Source organism: Nonomuraea sp. NPDC048901, assembly GCF_040649695.1.
In the GTDB taxonomy this organism is placed as follows: domain Bacteria; phylum Actinomycetota; class Actinomycetes; order Streptosporangiales; family Streptosporangiaceae; genus Nonomuraea.
The window spans coordinates 102,183-117,597 of the sequence record NZ_JBEZFW010000018.1; the positions used below are offsets into that span (position 1 = coordinate 102,183).

14 protein-coding genes are annotated in these 15,415 nt (G+C 71.8%); 10 read left to right on the plus strand and 4 right to left on the minus strand.

Annotated features, from left to right (window positions below):
- Positions 1-6: 6 nt before the first annotated feature.
- The 6 genes from AB0C30_RS44700 to AB0C30_RS44725 are packed head-to-tail and all read left to right on the plus strand — an operon-like array spanning position 7 to position 6,156.
- Entirely contained in the window at positions 7-945 is a 939-nt protein-coding gene (locus AB0C30_RS44700) for an ABC transporter permease (RefSeq protein WP_357955639.1), read from the plus strand.
- A complete protein-coding gene (locus tag AB0C30_RS44705) occupies positions 945-1,940 on the plus strand; it encodes an ABC transporter permease (protein ID WP_357955641.1) in 996 nt (331 codons plus the stop codon). The genes AB0C30_RS44700 and AB0C30_RS44705 overlap by 1 nt, the downstream gene beginning before the upstream one ends.
- The gene (locus tag AB0C30_RS44710) at positions 1,937-2,749 is read left to right on the plus strand and encodes an ABC transporter ATP-binding protein (RefSeq protein WP_357955643.1); all 813 of its coding nucleotides are present in this window, start codon (positions 1,937-1,939) and stop codon (positions 2,747-2,749) included. Before AB0C30_RS44705 ends, AB0C30_RS44710 begins: the two co-directional genes overlap by 4 nt.
- A complete protein-coding gene (locus AB0C30_RS44715; protein WP_357955645.1) occupies positions 2,746-3,570 on the plus strand; it encodes an ATP-binding cassette domain-containing protein in 825 nt (274 codons plus the stop codon). The genes AB0C30_RS44710 and AB0C30_RS44715 overlap by 4 nt, the downstream gene beginning before the upstream one ends.
- Complete coding sequence (locus AB0C30_RS44720) at positions 3,567-4,850, plus strand: alpha/beta fold hydrolase (protein ID WP_357955647.1); 1,284 nt, start codon at positions 3,567-3,569, stop codon at positions 4,848-4,850. Before AB0C30_RS44715 ends, AB0C30_RS44720 begins: the two co-directional genes overlap by 4 nt.
- Positions 4,843-6,156 carry an aminopeptidase P family protein gene (locus AB0C30_RS44725; RefSeq protein ID WP_357955649.1) on the plus strand — a complete coding sequence of 438 codons (1,314 nt, stop codon included), beginning with the start codon at positions 4,843-4,845 and terminating at the stop codon, positions 6,154-6,156. The genes AB0C30_RS44720 and AB0C30_RS44725 overlap by 8 nt, the downstream gene beginning before the upstream one ends.
- Positions 6,157-6,177: 21 nt before the next feature.
- Here the strand turns inward: AB0C30_RS44725 and AB0C30_RS44730 are convergent, their stop codons facing one another.
- The 4 genes from AB0C30_RS44730 to AB0C30_RS44745 all read right to left on the minus strand — a co-directional run bounded on the left by AB0C30_RS44730 (position 6,178) and on the right by AB0C30_RS44745 (position 9,475).
- Complete coding sequence (locus AB0C30_RS44730) at positions 6,178-7,827, minus strand: RecQ family ATP-dependent DNA helicase (RefSeq protein WP_357955651.1); 1,650 nt, start codon at positions 7,825-7,827, stop codon at positions 6,178-6,180.
- Between the two features lie 65 nt (positions 7,828-7,892).
- A complete protein-coding gene (locus tag AB0C30_RS44735) occupies positions 7,893-8,348 on the minus strand; it encodes a DUF6221 family protein (protein WP_357955653.1) in 456 nt (151 codons plus the stop codon).
- A 9-nt stretch (positions 8,349-8,357) separates the two neighbouring features.
- Positions 8,358-8,756, minus strand: a complete 399-nt coding sequence (locus AB0C30_RS44740; RefSeq protein ID WP_357955655.1) for a YchJ family metal-binding protein — start codon at positions 8,754-8,756, stop codon at positions 8,358-8,360.
- A 29-nt stretch (positions 8,757-8,785) separates the two neighbouring features.
- Complete coding sequence (locus AB0C30_RS44745) at positions 8,786-9,475, minus strand: sulfotransferase family protein (protein WP_357955658.1); 690 nt, start codon at positions 9,473-9,475, stop codon at positions 8,786-8,788.
- Positions 9,476-9,600: 125 nt separating this feature from the next.
- Here AB0C30_RS44745 and AB0C30_RS44750 point away from each other — a divergent pair, with 125 nt between their 5' ends.
- From AB0C30_RS44750 to AB0C30_RS44765, 4 genes are all read left to right on the plus strand, one after another.
- Positions 9,601-11,085 carry an AMP-binding protein gene (locus tag AB0C30_RS44750; protein ID WP_357955660.1) on the plus strand — a complete coding sequence of 495 codons (1,485 nt, stop codon included), beginning with the start codon at positions 9,601-9,603 and terminating at the stop codon, positions 11,083-11,085.
- A gap of 72 nt (positions 11,086-11,157) precedes the next feature.
- Complete coding sequence (locus AB0C30_RS44755; protein WP_357955661.1) at positions 11,158-12,741, plus strand: NAD(P)-binding domain-containing protein; 1,584 nt, start codon at positions 11,158-11,160, stop codon at positions 12,739-12,741.
- Positions 12,741-13,811, plus strand: a complete 1,071-nt coding sequence (locus tag AB0C30_RS44760) for an alpha-hydroxy acid oxidase (RefSeq protein WP_357955863.1) — start codon at positions 12,741-12,743, stop codon at positions 13,809-13,811. The genes AB0C30_RS44755 and AB0C30_RS44760 overlap by 1 nt, the downstream gene beginning before the upstream one ends.
- 17 nt (positions 13,812-13,828) lie before the next feature.
- Entirely contained in the window at positions 13,829-15,313 is a 1,485-nt protein-coding gene (locus AB0C30_RS44765) for a cytochrome P450 (RefSeq protein WP_357955865.1), read from the plus strand.
- Positions 15,314-15,415 lie beyond the last annotated feature (102 nt).

Genomic DNA, 15,415 nt, shown 5'->3' on the forward strand with positions numbered 1-15,415 from the left:
CCGAAGATGACCACCACCACTGCCCTCCCACCGGCGGGTGCCCCCGTGGCGCCCGCCACCTCGGCCCGGCGGGTCGCCGGCGCGCTGCTGCACGACTGGGCGGCCGTGCTCAGCACGGCCTTCCTCGTGCTGGTCCTGCTGATGGCGATCTGCGCGCCGCTGATCTCCGCGATCACCGGCCACGGGCCGAACGACTTCGACAGCGCCGCCATCGACACCGACCTCGGCGGGCTGCCGCGCGGCTCGCTGGGCGGGATCAGCGCCGACCACCTGCTCGGTGTGGAGCCGCAGAACGGCCGCGACATCCTGGCGCGCATCGCGTACGGCGCGCGCGTCTCGCTGCTGATCGCGGCCGCCGCCACCGTGCTCACCACCCTGCTCGGGGTGGTGCTCGGCATGCTGGCCGGCTTCTACCACGGCTGGGTCGACCAGGTGATCTGCCGGATCATGGACTTCCTGATGGCCTTCCCCGCCCTCATCTTCATGATCGCGATCCTGTCCTCGCTGCCGACGGGCAACCGGTCGGTGCTGCTGGTGGTGGTGATCAGCGTCTTCGGCTGGCCGTACCTCGCCCGTGTGGTGCGCGGCCAGACGCTGACGCTGGTGAACAGGGAGTTCGTCGAGGCCGCCCGGGTGTCGGGCGCCTCGACGGGCGTCCTGGTGTTCAGGGAGATCCTGCCGAACCTGCGCAGCTCGCTGATCGTGATGACCACGCTGGCCGTGCCCGGCTACGTCGGCACCGAAGCGGGGCTGTCGTTCCTGGGCGTCGGCGTGGCCCCGCCGACACCGTCCTGGGGGCAGATGATCTCCAGCTCGGTCGGCTGGTACGCCGTGGACCCGATGTACTTCGCGGTGCCCGGCGCCTTCCTGTTCTGCACCGTGCTGTCCCTGACCGTGCTCGGGGACCGTCTACGTGCCGCCTTCGACGCCGGGGAGGCCTCCTGATGGCGCGTTATGTCGCCGGGCGGTTCGCCGGCATCGTGGTGATCCTGTTCCTGGTCTGCCTGTTCACCTTCATCATCTTCTTCACGCTGTCGCCGGATCCGGCGCTGATGATCTGCGGGAAGACGTGTACGCCCGAGCGGATCGACCAGATCCGCGGGGTGCTCGGGCTCGACCAGCCGTTCTTCACCCAGTTCTGGACGTTCCTGGCGGCCATCTTCGTCGGCCGGGACTACGGCTCGGGGGCCAACCTGATCCACTGCGCGGCCCCGTGCCTGGGCTACAGCTTCCAGACCAATCAGTCGGTCTGGGAGATGGTCGTGGACCGGCTGCCGGTCAGCGCCACCGTCGCGATCGGCGCCGCGGTGCTCTGGCTGCTGATCGGCATCCTGGCCGGGCTGCTCAGCGCGGTGAAGGAGGGCACCTGGTGGGACCGTACCGCGATGGGGCTGGCCCTCGGCGGGTCGAGCATCCCCAACTACGTGCTGGCGCTGGCGCTGCAGTACGTGCTGGTGGTGTGGCTGCAGATCCTGCCCTTCCCGTCGGCGGTCTCCTTCTCCGACGGGCCGGTGCTGTGGTTCCAGTCGTACCTGATGCCCTGGGTCGTGCTGGCCACCGGCTACGCCTGCCTCTACGCGCGGCTGACCAGGGCCAACGTGATCGACACGCTGGCGGAGAACTTCATGCGCACGGCGCGGGCCAAGGGCCTGCCGCCCATGCTCACCATGCGGCGGCACGCGCTGCGGCCCGCGCTCACCCCGATCGCCACCATCTTCGGCATGGACTTCGCGGCCCTGCTGGGCGGCGCGCTCATCACCGAGACGGTCTTCGGCCTCAACGGGGTGGGCAAGATGGCCGCCGACTCGATCGCCAAGAACGACCAGCCGGTGATCATGGCGGTGACGCTTCTCGCCGCGTTCTTCGTGGTGGTGGGCAACCTGGTGGTCGATCTCGTCTACACCACGCTGGACCCGAGAGTGAGGATCACCGCGAAATGAGTGACCTGCTTGTCGTGGAGGACCTCACCGTCACCTTCCCCACCACGCGGGGGCCGGTGGACGTCGTCAAGGACGTCTGCTTCACCGTCGGGAGCGACGAGACCGTCGGCATCGTCGGCGAGTCCGGCTCGGGCAAGTCGATGACCAGCCTCGCGATCATGGGGCTGCTGCCCCGGGGGGCGGTGACCCGGGGCAGCATCCGGCTGGACGGCACCGAGCTGCTCGGCCGCACCGACAAGGACATGCGCCGGATCAGGGGGGACCGGATCTCGATGGTCTTCCAGGACCCGCTGTCGTCGCTGAACCCGTACTACACCGTGGGCCTGCAGATCGAGGAGGTCTACCGGGCCCACCGGGGCCGCTCGCGCAAGGCCGCGCGCAAGGTCGCGATCGAGGCGCTGGAGCAGGTGGGCCTGCCCGACCCGGAGCGGCGGGTGGACTACTACCCGCACCAGTTCTCCGGCGGGCAGCGGCAGCGCGTCATGATCGCGATGGCGCTGGTCTGCTCCCCCGCCCTGCTCATCGCCGACGAGCCGACCACCGCGCTCGACGTGACCGTCCAGGCGCAGATCCTACGCCTGCTCGCCGACCTGCGGCGGCAGAGCGGCACCGGGATGGTGTTCATCACGCACGACCTCGCGGTGATCAGCTCGATCGCCACGCGCGTCCTGGTGATGTGCCGGGGCGAGCAGGTCGAGTACGACACCGCCGAGCAGGTCTTCTCCGATCCGCGGCACGACTACACCCGCATGCTGCTGGACAGCGTCCCGCGCATCGACGACTCCCCCATCGACGAGGTGATGTCATGAGCGAGCCCCTGCTGAGGGCGAACGAGCTGACCAAGCGGTTCGTCACCCGCGGGCCGCTGGGCGGCAAGGCCGAGTTCGTCGCGGTCGACGGCGTCAGTTTCGACGTACGGCCGGGCGAGACGCTGGCCGTGGTGGGCGAGTCGGGCAGCGGCAAGTCGACGACCGCCCGCATGGTGGCCAGGCTGACGGAGCCGAGCGCGGGCACCCTGGAGTTCGAGGGCGAGGACATCACCGTCGCCAAGGGGGCCGCGCTGGCCCGCTACCGCGCCAACGTGCAGGTCGTCTTCCAGGACCCGTTCTCCTCGCTCAACCCCCGCCACACGGTCGAGCGCATCCTGATGGCGCCCCTGGTGTACCAGGGGATCCCCCCGACGGGCGGGAAGCGGGCGCACGCCAGGGAGCTGATGGAGCGGGTCGGGCTGAACCCGGACCACTCCCAGCGCTACCCCGCGCAGTTCTCCGGCGGTCAGGCGCAGCGGATCGGCATCGCCCGCGCGCTGGCCGTGCACCCCAAGCTGGTCATCTGCGACGAGGCGGTGTCCGCCCTGGACGTCTCCGTGCAGGCCCAGGTCATCGAGCTGCTGCGGCGGCTGCAGGCGGAGAGCGGCTTCAGCTACATCTTCATCGCCCACGACCTGGCCGTCGTCCGGCAGATCGCCCATCGGGTGGCGGTCATGAGCAAGGGCAGGATCGTCGAGCAGGGCCCGGTCGAGAGCGTCTTCGGCGACCCCCAGGACCCGTACACCCGTACGCTCCTGGCCGCCATCCCCCGCATCAACCCCGAATGGGACCGCAGGCGCCGTGAAGGGAGCCCCCGTTGACCACATACACGATTCCCGGGATGCGCGTGCGCGACCACGTGGTGGAGGTGCCGCTCGACTGGTCCGCGCCCGATGGGGACACGATCACGGTGTTCGCCCGGGAGCTGGCCGATCCGGTGCGGGCGGCCGAGGACCTGCCGTGCCTGCTCTACCTGCAGGGCGGTCCCGGCGGCAAGGGCCCGCGCCCGGTCGGCACGAACGGCTGGCTCGGCCAGGCGCTCAAGACGCACCGGGTGATCCTGCTCGACCAGCGCGGCACCGGCCGCAGCTCGCGGATCGACGGGCGGGTCATGAGCTCGTTCGGGAGCGCGCGAGAGGCCGCCGCCTACCTCGCCCACTTCCGCGCCGACTCGATCGTCGCCGACGCCGAGCACCTGCGTACGACCGTCTTCGGCGGCCGTCGCTGGGAAACGCTGGGCCAGAGCTACGGCGGGTTCCTCACGCTGACGTACCTGTCGCGGGCTCCACAGGGGCTGCGCGCCTGCTACGTCACCGGAGGGCTGCCCGGCCTGGACCCGGACGCGGCGGAGGTCTACCGGCGCACCTATCCCCGCGTCGCGGCCAAGAACGCCGAGTTCTACCGCCGCTACCCGCACCACGTGGAGACCGTCGGCCGCCTGGCCGACCGGCTGGCCGCGCAGGACGTCCGGCTGCCCGACGGCGACGTGCTCACGGTACGGCGGCTGCAATCGCTCGGCATCGACTTCGGCATGAAGCCGGGCTACGAGCGCATGCACTGGCTGCTCGACGAGGCGCTCGACGGCGAGCACGTGACGGACACCTTCCTGCAGCAGGTGCTGGCCCGCTCCTCGTACAGCGACAACCCGCTGTTCGCCGCGCTCCAGGAGAGCATCTACGGCTCGGGCCCCGGAGCCACCGGCTGGGCGGCCGAGCGCGAGCGGGCCCATCACCCGGCCTTCGCCGAGTCGGCCCGGCCACTGCTGTTCACCGGGGAGATGATGTACCCCTGGATGTTCGCGGAGATCCGGGTGTTGCGCCCGTTCCGCGCGGCCGTGGAGCTGCTGGCCGAGCGGGCGGACTGGCCGCCGCTCTATGACCCGGTACGCCTGGCCGCCAACGAGGTTCCGCTGGCCGCCGCCGTGTATTACGACGACATGTACGTAGATTCCGGCCTGCAACTGGACACCGCCGCTCGTATCGGCAACGCCCAGGCGTGGGTCACCAACGAGTACGAGCACGACGGCCTGGGCGAGGAGCGCGTCTTCGCCCGGCTGACCGAACTGGTGCGTGACATCGGAGGAGGCATCACAGGTGACTGACGGCAGGCCCCCGAAACTGCTGGACATTCCCGCGTTCACTGACTACATCGGCAAAGGCTGGGACATCCCCGACCGCACCCCGACCGTGGTCGCCGGTGCCGCCGAGGCCGCCGCCGCGCACCGGGCCCGGCTCGGCGCGGCGCTCCCCGGCCGGACCGTCGTGGTGGCGGCCGGCCAGGCGCCGGTGCGCAGCAACGACACCTCCTACGACTTCCGTCCCGGCAGCGACTTCTACTGGCTGACCGGCTGCGTGGCCGAGGACGCCGTGGCGGTGATCAGGGACGGCGACGCGGTCGTCTACCTGCCCGTCCCCGCCTATCCCGGCGAGCCGGGCTTCTTCGCCGACGCCGCCCACGGGGAGCTGTGGGTGGGCGCCGCCCCCGGACTGGCCGAGTGGTCGGCGGCGCTGGGCGTGCCGGTCAGGCCGCTGACCGACTTCGACGGCACGGTCTCCACCGACGACGAGCTCGCCCGGGTGCTGGCCGAGCTGCGCATGATCAAGGACGACTGGGAGATCGGCCAGCTGCGGGAGGCCGTGGACCGGACGGTCGAGGGGTTCGCCGCCGTGCTCGCCGAGATCCCGACCGCCGTGGCCGGGCCGGGGGAGCGCTGGCTGCAGGGCACCTTCGACCGGTACGCCAGGGCGTACGGCAACGGCCCCGGCTACGCCTCGATCGTGGGCAGCGGCCCGCACGCCCCGACCCTGCACTGGGTGCGCTGCGACGGCCCGGTGCTGCCGGACGAGCTGCTGCTGCTCGACATGGGCGTGGAGGTACGCAGCCACTACACCGCGGACGTCACCCGCACCTTCCCCGCCTCCGGCACCTTCTCCCCCGCCCAGCGCCAGGTGCACGACCTGGTGGAGCGGGCGCACCGGGCGGCGCTGGCGCAGGTCGCCCCCGGCCGCCGCTTCACCGACTTCCACCACGCCGCGATGGAGGTCATCGCGCGCGGGCTGGACGACTGGGGGATGCTGCCGGTCTCGGTGGACGAGGCACTGTCGGAGCGCGGCCAGCACCACCGCCGCTACCTGATCTGCGGCATCGGCCACCACCTCGGCCTGGACGTGCACGACTGCGCCAAGGCCGCGCCCGAGGCCTACCAGGGGGCGCTCATCGAGCCGGGCATGGTGTTCACCGTGGAGCCCGGCCTGTACTTCCACGCCCACGACCTGACCGTGCCGCCCGAGCTGCGCGGGATCGGCGCGCGCATCGAGGACGACCTGCTGGTGACGGCGGACGGCATCGACGTGCTCTCGGCGGAGCTGCCCTTGTCGGCGAGCGGCCTGGAGGACTGGATGAAGTGACCCTGACCTACGACCCCTGACCTACGACGCGTCGTCCGCGCGTCGCAGAACGCCCTCCACGGCGGCCAGGGCGAGCGTCTTGTAGCCCACCGAGTCGAACAGGACCGTGATCCGGTCCGGCTCGCGGCGCATGACCGTGCCCCGCCCCCATGCCTGGTGCTCGACCTTGGCGTGCAGCGGGTACGGTCCCTCCCCGGTCGCGATGGGCTCCTGGCCGTCCTGGCAGGTGTCGCAGGTCCGGCAGGCCGTGTCGTACGGCTCGCCGAAGTACTCCAGCAGAAAGCGGCGGCGGCATCCGGTCGTCTCCGCGTAGCCGCGCATCATGTCGATACGCGAGTCGTCGACGCGGTGCCGGATCTCGTCGAGTTCCACCGCCCGCGCGGCGGCCCGCTCCGGCGGCGGGCCGCCCGGCGCGTAGCGCAGGTCGCCGGAGTCGGTGACGGTCAGCGCCTCGGCCTGCTCCAGCAGGTTGACCAGGCTCGTCAGCTGGGAGGCGCCCACCTCCAGCAGGGCCCGCAGCTCGGTGACGGGCACGGTGCCGCCGTGCTCCTTCACCAGGGTCGCCACCCGCAGCAACGCCTCGGCGTCCGCCCGGCCGCTGGCGAAGAAGCGGCGCAGGCCCAGATCCTCCGGCCGGTAGAACAGCACGGCGCGGGCGGGCCCGCCGTCCCGGCCCGCCCGGCCGATCTCCTGGTAGTAGGCGTCAGGCGACTCGGGCGGCGATGCGTGCAGCACGTAGCGGACATCGGGCCGGTCGATCCCCATCCCGAACGCCGAGGTGGCCACCACCGTGTCCACCTCGCCGGCCGTGAAGAGCGCGTGCACGCGCGTCCGCTCGGCCGCCCGCATCCCGGCGTGGTACGGCTCCGCGTGGCGGCCCATCCCGGTCAGCAGCGCGGCGTACTCCTCGGCCTCGCGCCGGGTGGCGACATAGACCAGGCCGAGCCCGTCGAGGGAGGCGGCGTGCTCGGCCAGGGCCCGGCTCTTGTCGTCGTCGCCGACGAACCGGCGTACCTCCAGCCGGATGTTGGGCCGGTCGAACCCGCGGACGATCTGCACCGGGTCCTTCAACCCGAGGGAGCGGACGATCTCCTCCCGGACGTTCGGCGCCGCCGTAGCGGTCATCGCCACCACCGGCGGATGCCCCAGGCGCTCGATCACCTTGCCCAGCCGCAGGTAGTCGGGGCGGAAGTCATGCCCCCATGACGAGACGCAGTGGGCCTCGTCGACCGCGATGAGCGACGGCTTGGCCTTGGCCAGCTGGGTGACGACGTCGAGCTTGGCCAGCTGCTCGGGCGACAGGAACACGAACTCCGCCTCCCCCGCCGTGACCTTCTCCAGCCCCGCCTTGACCGAGGAGGTGGAGTTGACCGCGACGGCCCCGCCCGCGTCGGCCTTCTCCAGGCCGAGCACCTGGTCGCGCTGCAGCGCGATGAGCGGCGAGACGACCACGGTGGGGCCGTCACGCAGCTGCGCGGGCACCTGGTAGACCGCCGACTTGCCGGCGCCGGTCGGCATGACCAGCAGCACGTCACGCCCGTCGAGCAGGTGTTCCATCGCCTCCTGCTGCCCCGGCCGCAGGTCCTTCCAGTCGAAGGTCTGCCGGGCCGTGGCCCGCAGCCGCCGTCCCTTCCGCCCGAACCGGCTGTTGAGCCTCGCCCGTAATCCCATACGCCCCTCCTGGTAGTGGGCGGCCAGTACCCGCTGCCGCGCTCACCGAACGCCGGCCGTCGAACTCAGCGTGGCGCCCACTCGGGCAGCCAGCCGGGACGATGGCGGTAGCCGTAGGCGAGGAGCCGCAGTGTGTCGCAGGGCCCCTCGTCTGCGTGCCCTTCTCCGTCCGCGCGCCCGGCTTCGTCTCCGTCCCCGGCGCCGTGTCCGTGCGCGGCGATCAGGCGCAGCTCGGCGGCGCAGCGGGCCATGACGTCACGGGGATCGTGGCGGGCGATGTGCACGGCGTCCCTCATGGACGGCGCGTGACCGGCGTCGCCGGTGATGCAGACCGCGCCACGGAAGGCCGACGGGTCGCCGAAGCCGACGAACTCCTGCCCGTTGGTCATGGTGACGAAGTCGTCGCCGTCGTACCACTCCCTGGTGGGGTCGTAGGACCACGGGCCGGGAGTCGCCGCCTCGGCCGTCGCGTTGTCGCCCTCGATCGTGGCGCGCAGCCAGGACAACAGGTCGTAGGTCAACGCTCTCCCTCAGTCGGCCCCGGCATAGGTCCAGGCGCCCTCGTGCCGGACGAAGCGGCTGTGCTCTTCCATGCAGCCCGCCTCGCCGTTGTCGGTGTAGTGGGCCCGGAAGCGGACGGTGCCCTCGGTGGAGACGACGCTGCCCCCGGTGGTCTCCAGGATCTCCAGCCGGGTCCAGCGTGTCCCCCGGTCGAGGTCGAGCCGGGCCGGGCGGGCCGCCGGGTGCCAGGTGCGCAGCAGATATCCGGCGTCGCCGACACTGAAGGCGCTGAACCGGGACCGCATGAGCGCCTCGGCCGTGGGCGCGGCGGCGAGGCCGCGATGCAGCCGCCCGCAGCACTCCCGGTAGGTCGCCGGCAGCCCGCACGGGCATGGGGCTGAGGCGGATTTCGAGTCACGTCGCGGCACGCCTCTCATTCTGCCCGGTGCGGGGACCGTCAGCGCCCGCGCAGGATCAGGCGCAGCTGCCTGCCGGTCCGCTTGCGCCGGAACGCCTCGCGTTCGTTGACCTGAGGGAAGGGCTCGTCCGGTACGGGCGTCCCAAGGAAGGCGCACAGCGGCTCCCATCCCTCCCGCACGTCGAAGACCAGCAGCCGCGCGGCCGGGATCGTCGCCTGGACCTCGGCGAGGTGCCGTTCGTAGACCTTCATGACGTACGCGGGATCGTCGACGCGGCCGTCGAAGATCCGGTCCATGACCGTCGCTCTGGCCATGCGCGGGTAGAGGGCGAAGTCCGGTGCCCGGCGCGCGACCAGCCACCGGATGATGCGGCGGCGGATCGGCATCGGGCGGCGTTCGGCCAGGGCGCCGGCGAAGATGGTCTCGCTGACGCTGTCGTACCACCGGCGCGGGTCGCGGACGGTGAGGATGACCTTCGCGTCGGGATAGTGCTCGGCCAGCTCCCGCCAGTAGGAGGCGGCGGGCCAGTCCACCGCCGATGGGAAGCCGGTGAACACCTCGTCCCAGTCGCGGGCGCGGCCCTCCCCGACGTCGAGCCACTGGCGGACCCGGTACGGCTCCGCTATGACCGTGGACATGTGGTAGCAGGGGCCGTACCCCAGCCGTTCCAGCGCCGCCTTCAGCGACCTCGTCCCCGTTCTGCCGAACCCCGCGCCGATCACCTTCACCTCGCGCTCCCTCCCGCCTCTGATCGGCCTCTGATCCGCGGTACCTACCGTCGCAGTGGACGACAAGCCGGTTATATGACCAGATACATGTCGCAGCCGACCGCCGCAATGGTGAGGAGCCGACCATGCTGTTCCCGCTTCCCCTTCTCGACGCGTTGCGGGGCTCGCCCGGCGGCGTGGCGTTCGAGCACGGGTCCCGGACCGTCTCACGGGGTGAGCTGCTGGAGATGATCCGGCGGCTGGCCGGCGCGCTGGCCGATGCCGGGCTCGGGCCCGGCCGGGGCATCGCCATCCGGACCGCCGTCTCGCCGGAGGCGTTCGCGGCGCACATGGCCGCGCACGCGCTGGGCTGCCGCGTCGTGGGCGTCCGGCCCGGCTACCCGGCCGCGCAACTCGCCCACGTGCTCGCGATGGGGGTCGACGCCCTGCTGGTCGACCGGTCGAGCGCAGTGCCCGAGGGGCCGCTTCCCGTGCTGTCCTTGGCGGAGCTGCTGGCGCGCGCCGACGACGGCCGCCCCCTCGCCGTCACGGCGCGGCCCGACGACGTGGCCGCCCTGACCTTCACCAGCGGCAGCACCGGGCGGCCCAAGGGCTGCGCGATCACCTACCGCGCGCTGAGCGAGCACTGGGCGTGGCAGCCCCGCGTGTGGGGCCCGGTCGCGGCGGCGCTCGCCGAGTCGTTCGGGCGCTACCTGCTGTTCGGCACCCTGGCCAGCATGGTCGTCATGGAGTTCCTGGCGCCGTGCCTGCTGGGCGGCGGGACGGCGGTGATCCCGGAGGACGACGGGCGGCCGGTCTTCCCGTACGCGATCGAGCGCCACCGGATCACCGGCTCCATCATCACCGTGCCCCGGCTGTACCAGATGCTCCGTCTGCTCAAGGACGACCCGGTCGACGTCGGCAGCCTGCGCGCGCTGATGGTCTCCGGCTCCCCGCTCAGCCCGTCCCGGCTGGCGGCGGCGGTGGAACGGCTCGGCCCGGTCGTCTACCAGGGCTACGGCCAGACCGAGGCGGGCAACATCGCGATGCTCACGCCCGCCGACATCGCCCGGGGCAACGTGGCCTCGGTGGGCCGTCCGCATCCGGGGGTCGAGATCAGCGTCCGGGACGAGGCGGACCGGGAGGTGGCCGCGGGCGTGACCGGCGAGATCCACGTACGCAGCCCGTACCTGATGTCCGGCTACTGGGGGCAGCCGGAGGAGAGCCGCGACACGCTGCGGGACGGCCGGCTGCGCACCCGCGACCTGGGCTACGTGGACGAGGACGGCTTCCTGTACCTGGTCGGCCGGACCCGGGATGTGATCATGGTCAACGCGGTGGTGGTGTACGCGGGTCCGATCGAGCGGGTGCTGGCCGCTCATTCCGACGTGGACGAGGCGTACGTGGCCGGGGCGCCGGACGAGCTGACCGGCGAGGCCGTACACGCGTTCGTGGTGCCCGCCGCCGGGCGGACCCCGGACCGCGACGCGCTGACCGCCCTGGTACGCGCCGAACTCGGCGACGACAGCGTGCCCCGGACGATCACGGTGGTGTCGGCCGTCCCGGTCGCCGCCAGCGGCAAACCGGACAAGCGCGCCCTGCTGGACCAGCCCGGCGGGCGGATGCTCTGAGCATTCTCTGAGAATCGCCCGCCAACACTGAGGTCGTCCGTTTCATGACATCGCTCGCTTCATGACATCGCTGTGACGGAGGCCTACGTGCCGGACAACGCCCTCGACTACCTGGTGATCGGCGCCGGCCCGGCGGGGCTGCAACTCGGATATTTCCTCGAAAAAGCGGGCCGGTCGTACCTGATCCTGGAAGCCGGTCCCACGCCGGGCATGTTCTTCCGCACCTTCCCGCGCCATCGCACGCTCATCTCGATCAACAAGAGGTACAACGGAACCTCCGACCCGGAGCTCAACCTCCGGATGGACTGGAACTCCCTGCTGTCGGACGACCCGGACCTGCTGTTCACCCGCTACAGCGACCGCTACTTCCCCGCCGCCGACGACATGGTCCGTTACCTCGCCGACTACGCCGCCGCGTGCGGCCTGCGGATCGTCCACGACGCCCGCGCCGTCCACATCACCCGCGCGCCCGGCATGGGCCCCTTCCGGGTGACCGACGAGCGCGGCCGGTCGTACGAGGCGAAGCGCCTGATCGTGGCGACCGGGGTCAGCCGGCCCAACATCCCGGAGATACCGGGCATCGAGACCGCCGAGCTCTACGGCACGGCCGCCACCGACCCGTCCGGCTACGTGAACCAGCGGGTGCTCGTCATCGGCAAGGGCAACTCGGCCTTCGAGACGGCGGACAATCTGGTAGAGACCGCCGCGGTGATCCACGTCGCGGGCCCGAACTCCGTACGCATGGCGTGGCGCACCCACTTCGTCGGCCACCTGCGCGCGGTCAACAACAACTTCCTCGACACCTACCAGCTCAAATCGCAGAACGCGGTGCTGGACGGCTCGGTCAAGCGGATCGAGCAGCAAGCCGACGATTCGTACCTGGTGACGGTGAGCTTCGCCCGCGCCGACGAGGTCACCAAGGACATCCCGTACGACCGGGTGATCGTCTGCACCGGCTTCCGGTTCGACGCCTCGATCTTCGACGACGGGTGCCGTCCTGAGCTGATGATCCAGGACCGGTTCCCGGCGCTCACCCCCGCCTACGAGTCGGTCAATGTGCCCGGCCTCTACTTCGCCGGGACGCTGACGCAGTCCCGGGACTTCAAGCGCGGCACCAGCGGGTTCATCCACGGCTTCAGGTACGGCACGCGCTCGCTGCACCGCGTCTTGGAGCACAGGTACCACGGCGTCCCGTGGCCCGGCCGCGAGCTCGCCGCAGAGCCGGAGGCCATGGCGGCGGCGGTGCTCGACCGGGTCAACCGCTCCTCGGCGCTGTGGCAGCAGTTCGGGCTGCTGGCCGACGTCATCGTCCCCGACGGCCGGGGTGGGGCCCGCTACCTGGAAGAGCTGCCGGTCGACCTGGAGGACCCGCCGATCGGCGACGCCGGCCATTTCGCGATCACCCTGGAGTACGGGCCGGAACACGACACGGTCGACCCCTTCGACATCGCCGTCGGCCGGATCCGGCAGAGCGACTCCGCGCGCGCCCACGAGGGCCACTACCTGCACCCGGTGGTACGGCATCACCGGCCCGGCGCGCCGGCCGCCGTCCACCACATCACCGAGAACCTGGAGAACGACTGGACCTCCCCGGAGGTGCACGTCGCGCCGCTGCGAGCCTTCTTCGCCCGCCAGGCCGCCTCGGTGCCGGCGTGATGGACACGCTGGGCGAGTTCGAGACCGGCGAGATGGACACGCTCGGCGAGTTCGAGGCCGCCGCCCGCGCGCGTCTCGACCCCGCGCACTACGACTACTTCGCCGGCGGGACCGGTGACGAGGTCACGCTGCGGGCCAACGAGGCGGCGTTCGACCGGCTGGCGCTGGTGCCGCGGGTGCTGCGCGGCGCCGGGAAGCTCCAGCTCGGCGTCACCCTGCTGGGCAGCCGCGCGGCCATGCCCGTGCTGGTGGCGCCGACCGCGTTCCACCGGCTGGCCGACCCCGAGGGCGAGCGGGCCACGGCCCGGGCCGCCGCCACCGCCGAGACGATCATGATCGTCTCCATGGCGTCCACGGTCGCCGTCGAGGACGTGGCCGCGGCGGCGCCTGGGGCCAAGCTCTGGTTCCAGCTCTACATCCAGCCGGACCTGGCCTTCACCGAGACCATCGTCCGGCGCGCCGAGGCGGCCGGCTGCACGGCGCTGGTCGTCACGGTGGACTCCCCCACCCTGGGAGCGCGGCCCCGGGACCGGCGCAACGGCTTCAACGACCTGCCCGAGGGCCTGCGCTGCGAGAACCTGCGCGACGGCGCGCGGGTGCGGCCGATCGTCATGTCACCGGAGATCTCCTGGGCGCACCTCGACCGGCTCAGGGAGATGACGGCGCTGCCGATCGTGCTCAAGGGCGTCGCCCATCCCGCCGACGTACGCCCGGCGCTCGACCACGGCGTCTCGGCGCTGGTGGTCTCCAACCACGGCGGCCGGCAGCTCGACACGGTCCCGGCCGCCGTCGACCTGCTGCCGGACATCGTGGCCGCCGTCGGCGGAACCGTCCCGGTGCTGCTGGACGGGGGTGTGCGGCGCGGCACCGACGTGCTGAAGGCGCTGGCGCTGGGCGCCGCCGCGGTCGCGGTGGGCCGCCCGGTGATCTGGGGGCTGGCGGCGGACGGGGAGCGGGGCGCGGGCCGGGTGCTCAGCCTCTTGCGTACCGAGGTCGAGCGGGCGCTCACCCTGTGCGGCTGCGCGTCGATCGACGAGCTCGAACCGGGGATGGTGCGACGACCGTGGTGACCGGAGCTTTGACCGCAGTGGCCACGGCGCTCGCCGTCGTCGCGGTGCTGAGCCTGCCGTGGTGGCTGCCGGGCCGGGTCGTGGCGCTGCGTGTACGGGTCTTCAACCGGGTCAACGGGGACGAGGGCATCCCGGTGCCCGGCGATCTGGTGGGGATCGAGCGGTTCAAGGAGGTCTACTCCCATCCGGCGGCCGGCGGCCGGAGCAAGGGCGCCGCCCTGTCGGACCTGTTCTGGTACTGGCTGGCGCCCGGCCCCGAGATGCACCAGGAGCACCTGGAGGCGGGCGAACGGTATGACGCCGTCGCCCGGGCCACGCGCGGCTTTCTGTCCATCCCGCGTACGGAAGCGGAGGAGCTGACCCGCCGCTGCGTCACCCGGACGCTGCGGGAGGCGGGCGGGCTGGTCCGGCTGCGCGACCTGATGATGCCGCTCTGGGCGGAGTTCTCGTACGAGCTGGTCTTCGGCAGGCCATGCCCGCGCACGGCCCGCGACCTGATCGCCGGCAACGCGAACGACGTCGTCACCTCGCTCAAGTGCTGCGGGCTGCGGCACATGGACCGGCGCGACCGGCTGACCCGGTATCTCATGGACCGGCTGCCCCTGGTACGGCAGCCGCTCCCCGAGGGGTTGTCGGCCAGGGAACAGGCGCTCTATCTGCAAGGGGCCTTCTTCAACACCGCGGTCGTCCAGCTGTCGGAGGCCATGGCCCACCTGCTGATGGTCCTCGCGCAGCACCCGGACGTACAGGCCAGGGCGTTGACGGGCGGTCCGCGCTACCTGGACCAGGTGATCGCGGAGACGCTGCGGCTCTACCCGCTCTTCGGCATCGCCCACCGCGTCACCACCGGCGACATCCCGCTGGACGAGCACACGGTGATCCCGGCGGGCTCGGTGCTGTGCTTCAACTACCCGGAGTTCCACCGCGCGGGCTTCACCGACCCCGACCACTTCGACCCCAGCCGCTTCGGCCCCGACCGGTCCGACCCGGCTCGCCTCCACCCCGACCGCCTCGACCCGGTCCAATCCCAGCCTGACCACTTCAGCCCGGCCCAATCCCACCCTGACCACTTCGACCCGGGCCGCTCCCACGCCGACCGGTTCGACCAGGCCCACCCCCGCCCTCACCGAACGGCGGTCCGTGAGCTCAACCACATCCCGTTCGGCGTCGCCGCGAACCGGCCGTGCCCGGCCTGGCGGCTGGCGCCGATCGCCATGCGGGTCGCGGCGGAGGAGATCCTGCGCCTGTACGCCCTGGACTCCACCGCCTCCCACACCCGGTCCCTGCCCAACCGGGGGCCGTGCCTGCTCACCCCGCGCTACGCCCGCAGGAGTGCCGCCCACCGGCCACTGCTGCTGTTCGTGCGATTCAGGGACCGCTGGGAGGACGTCTGGCGCAGCCTGGTCCAGCTCGTCCTCGGCACGTACATGGTCTGGGACGCGCGCAGGCAGCGGCTGTGCGAGCGCCACTTCGCGGATGACGGCCAGCCGGTCGCCCACTGACCATCCCGCCCAGCCGATCACCCGCTGATCGTCCCAGCCGACCGGTCACCCAACCGATTGTGCTGATTGTCTGGATTGCGAGCGGAGGAATGGTATGCCGAC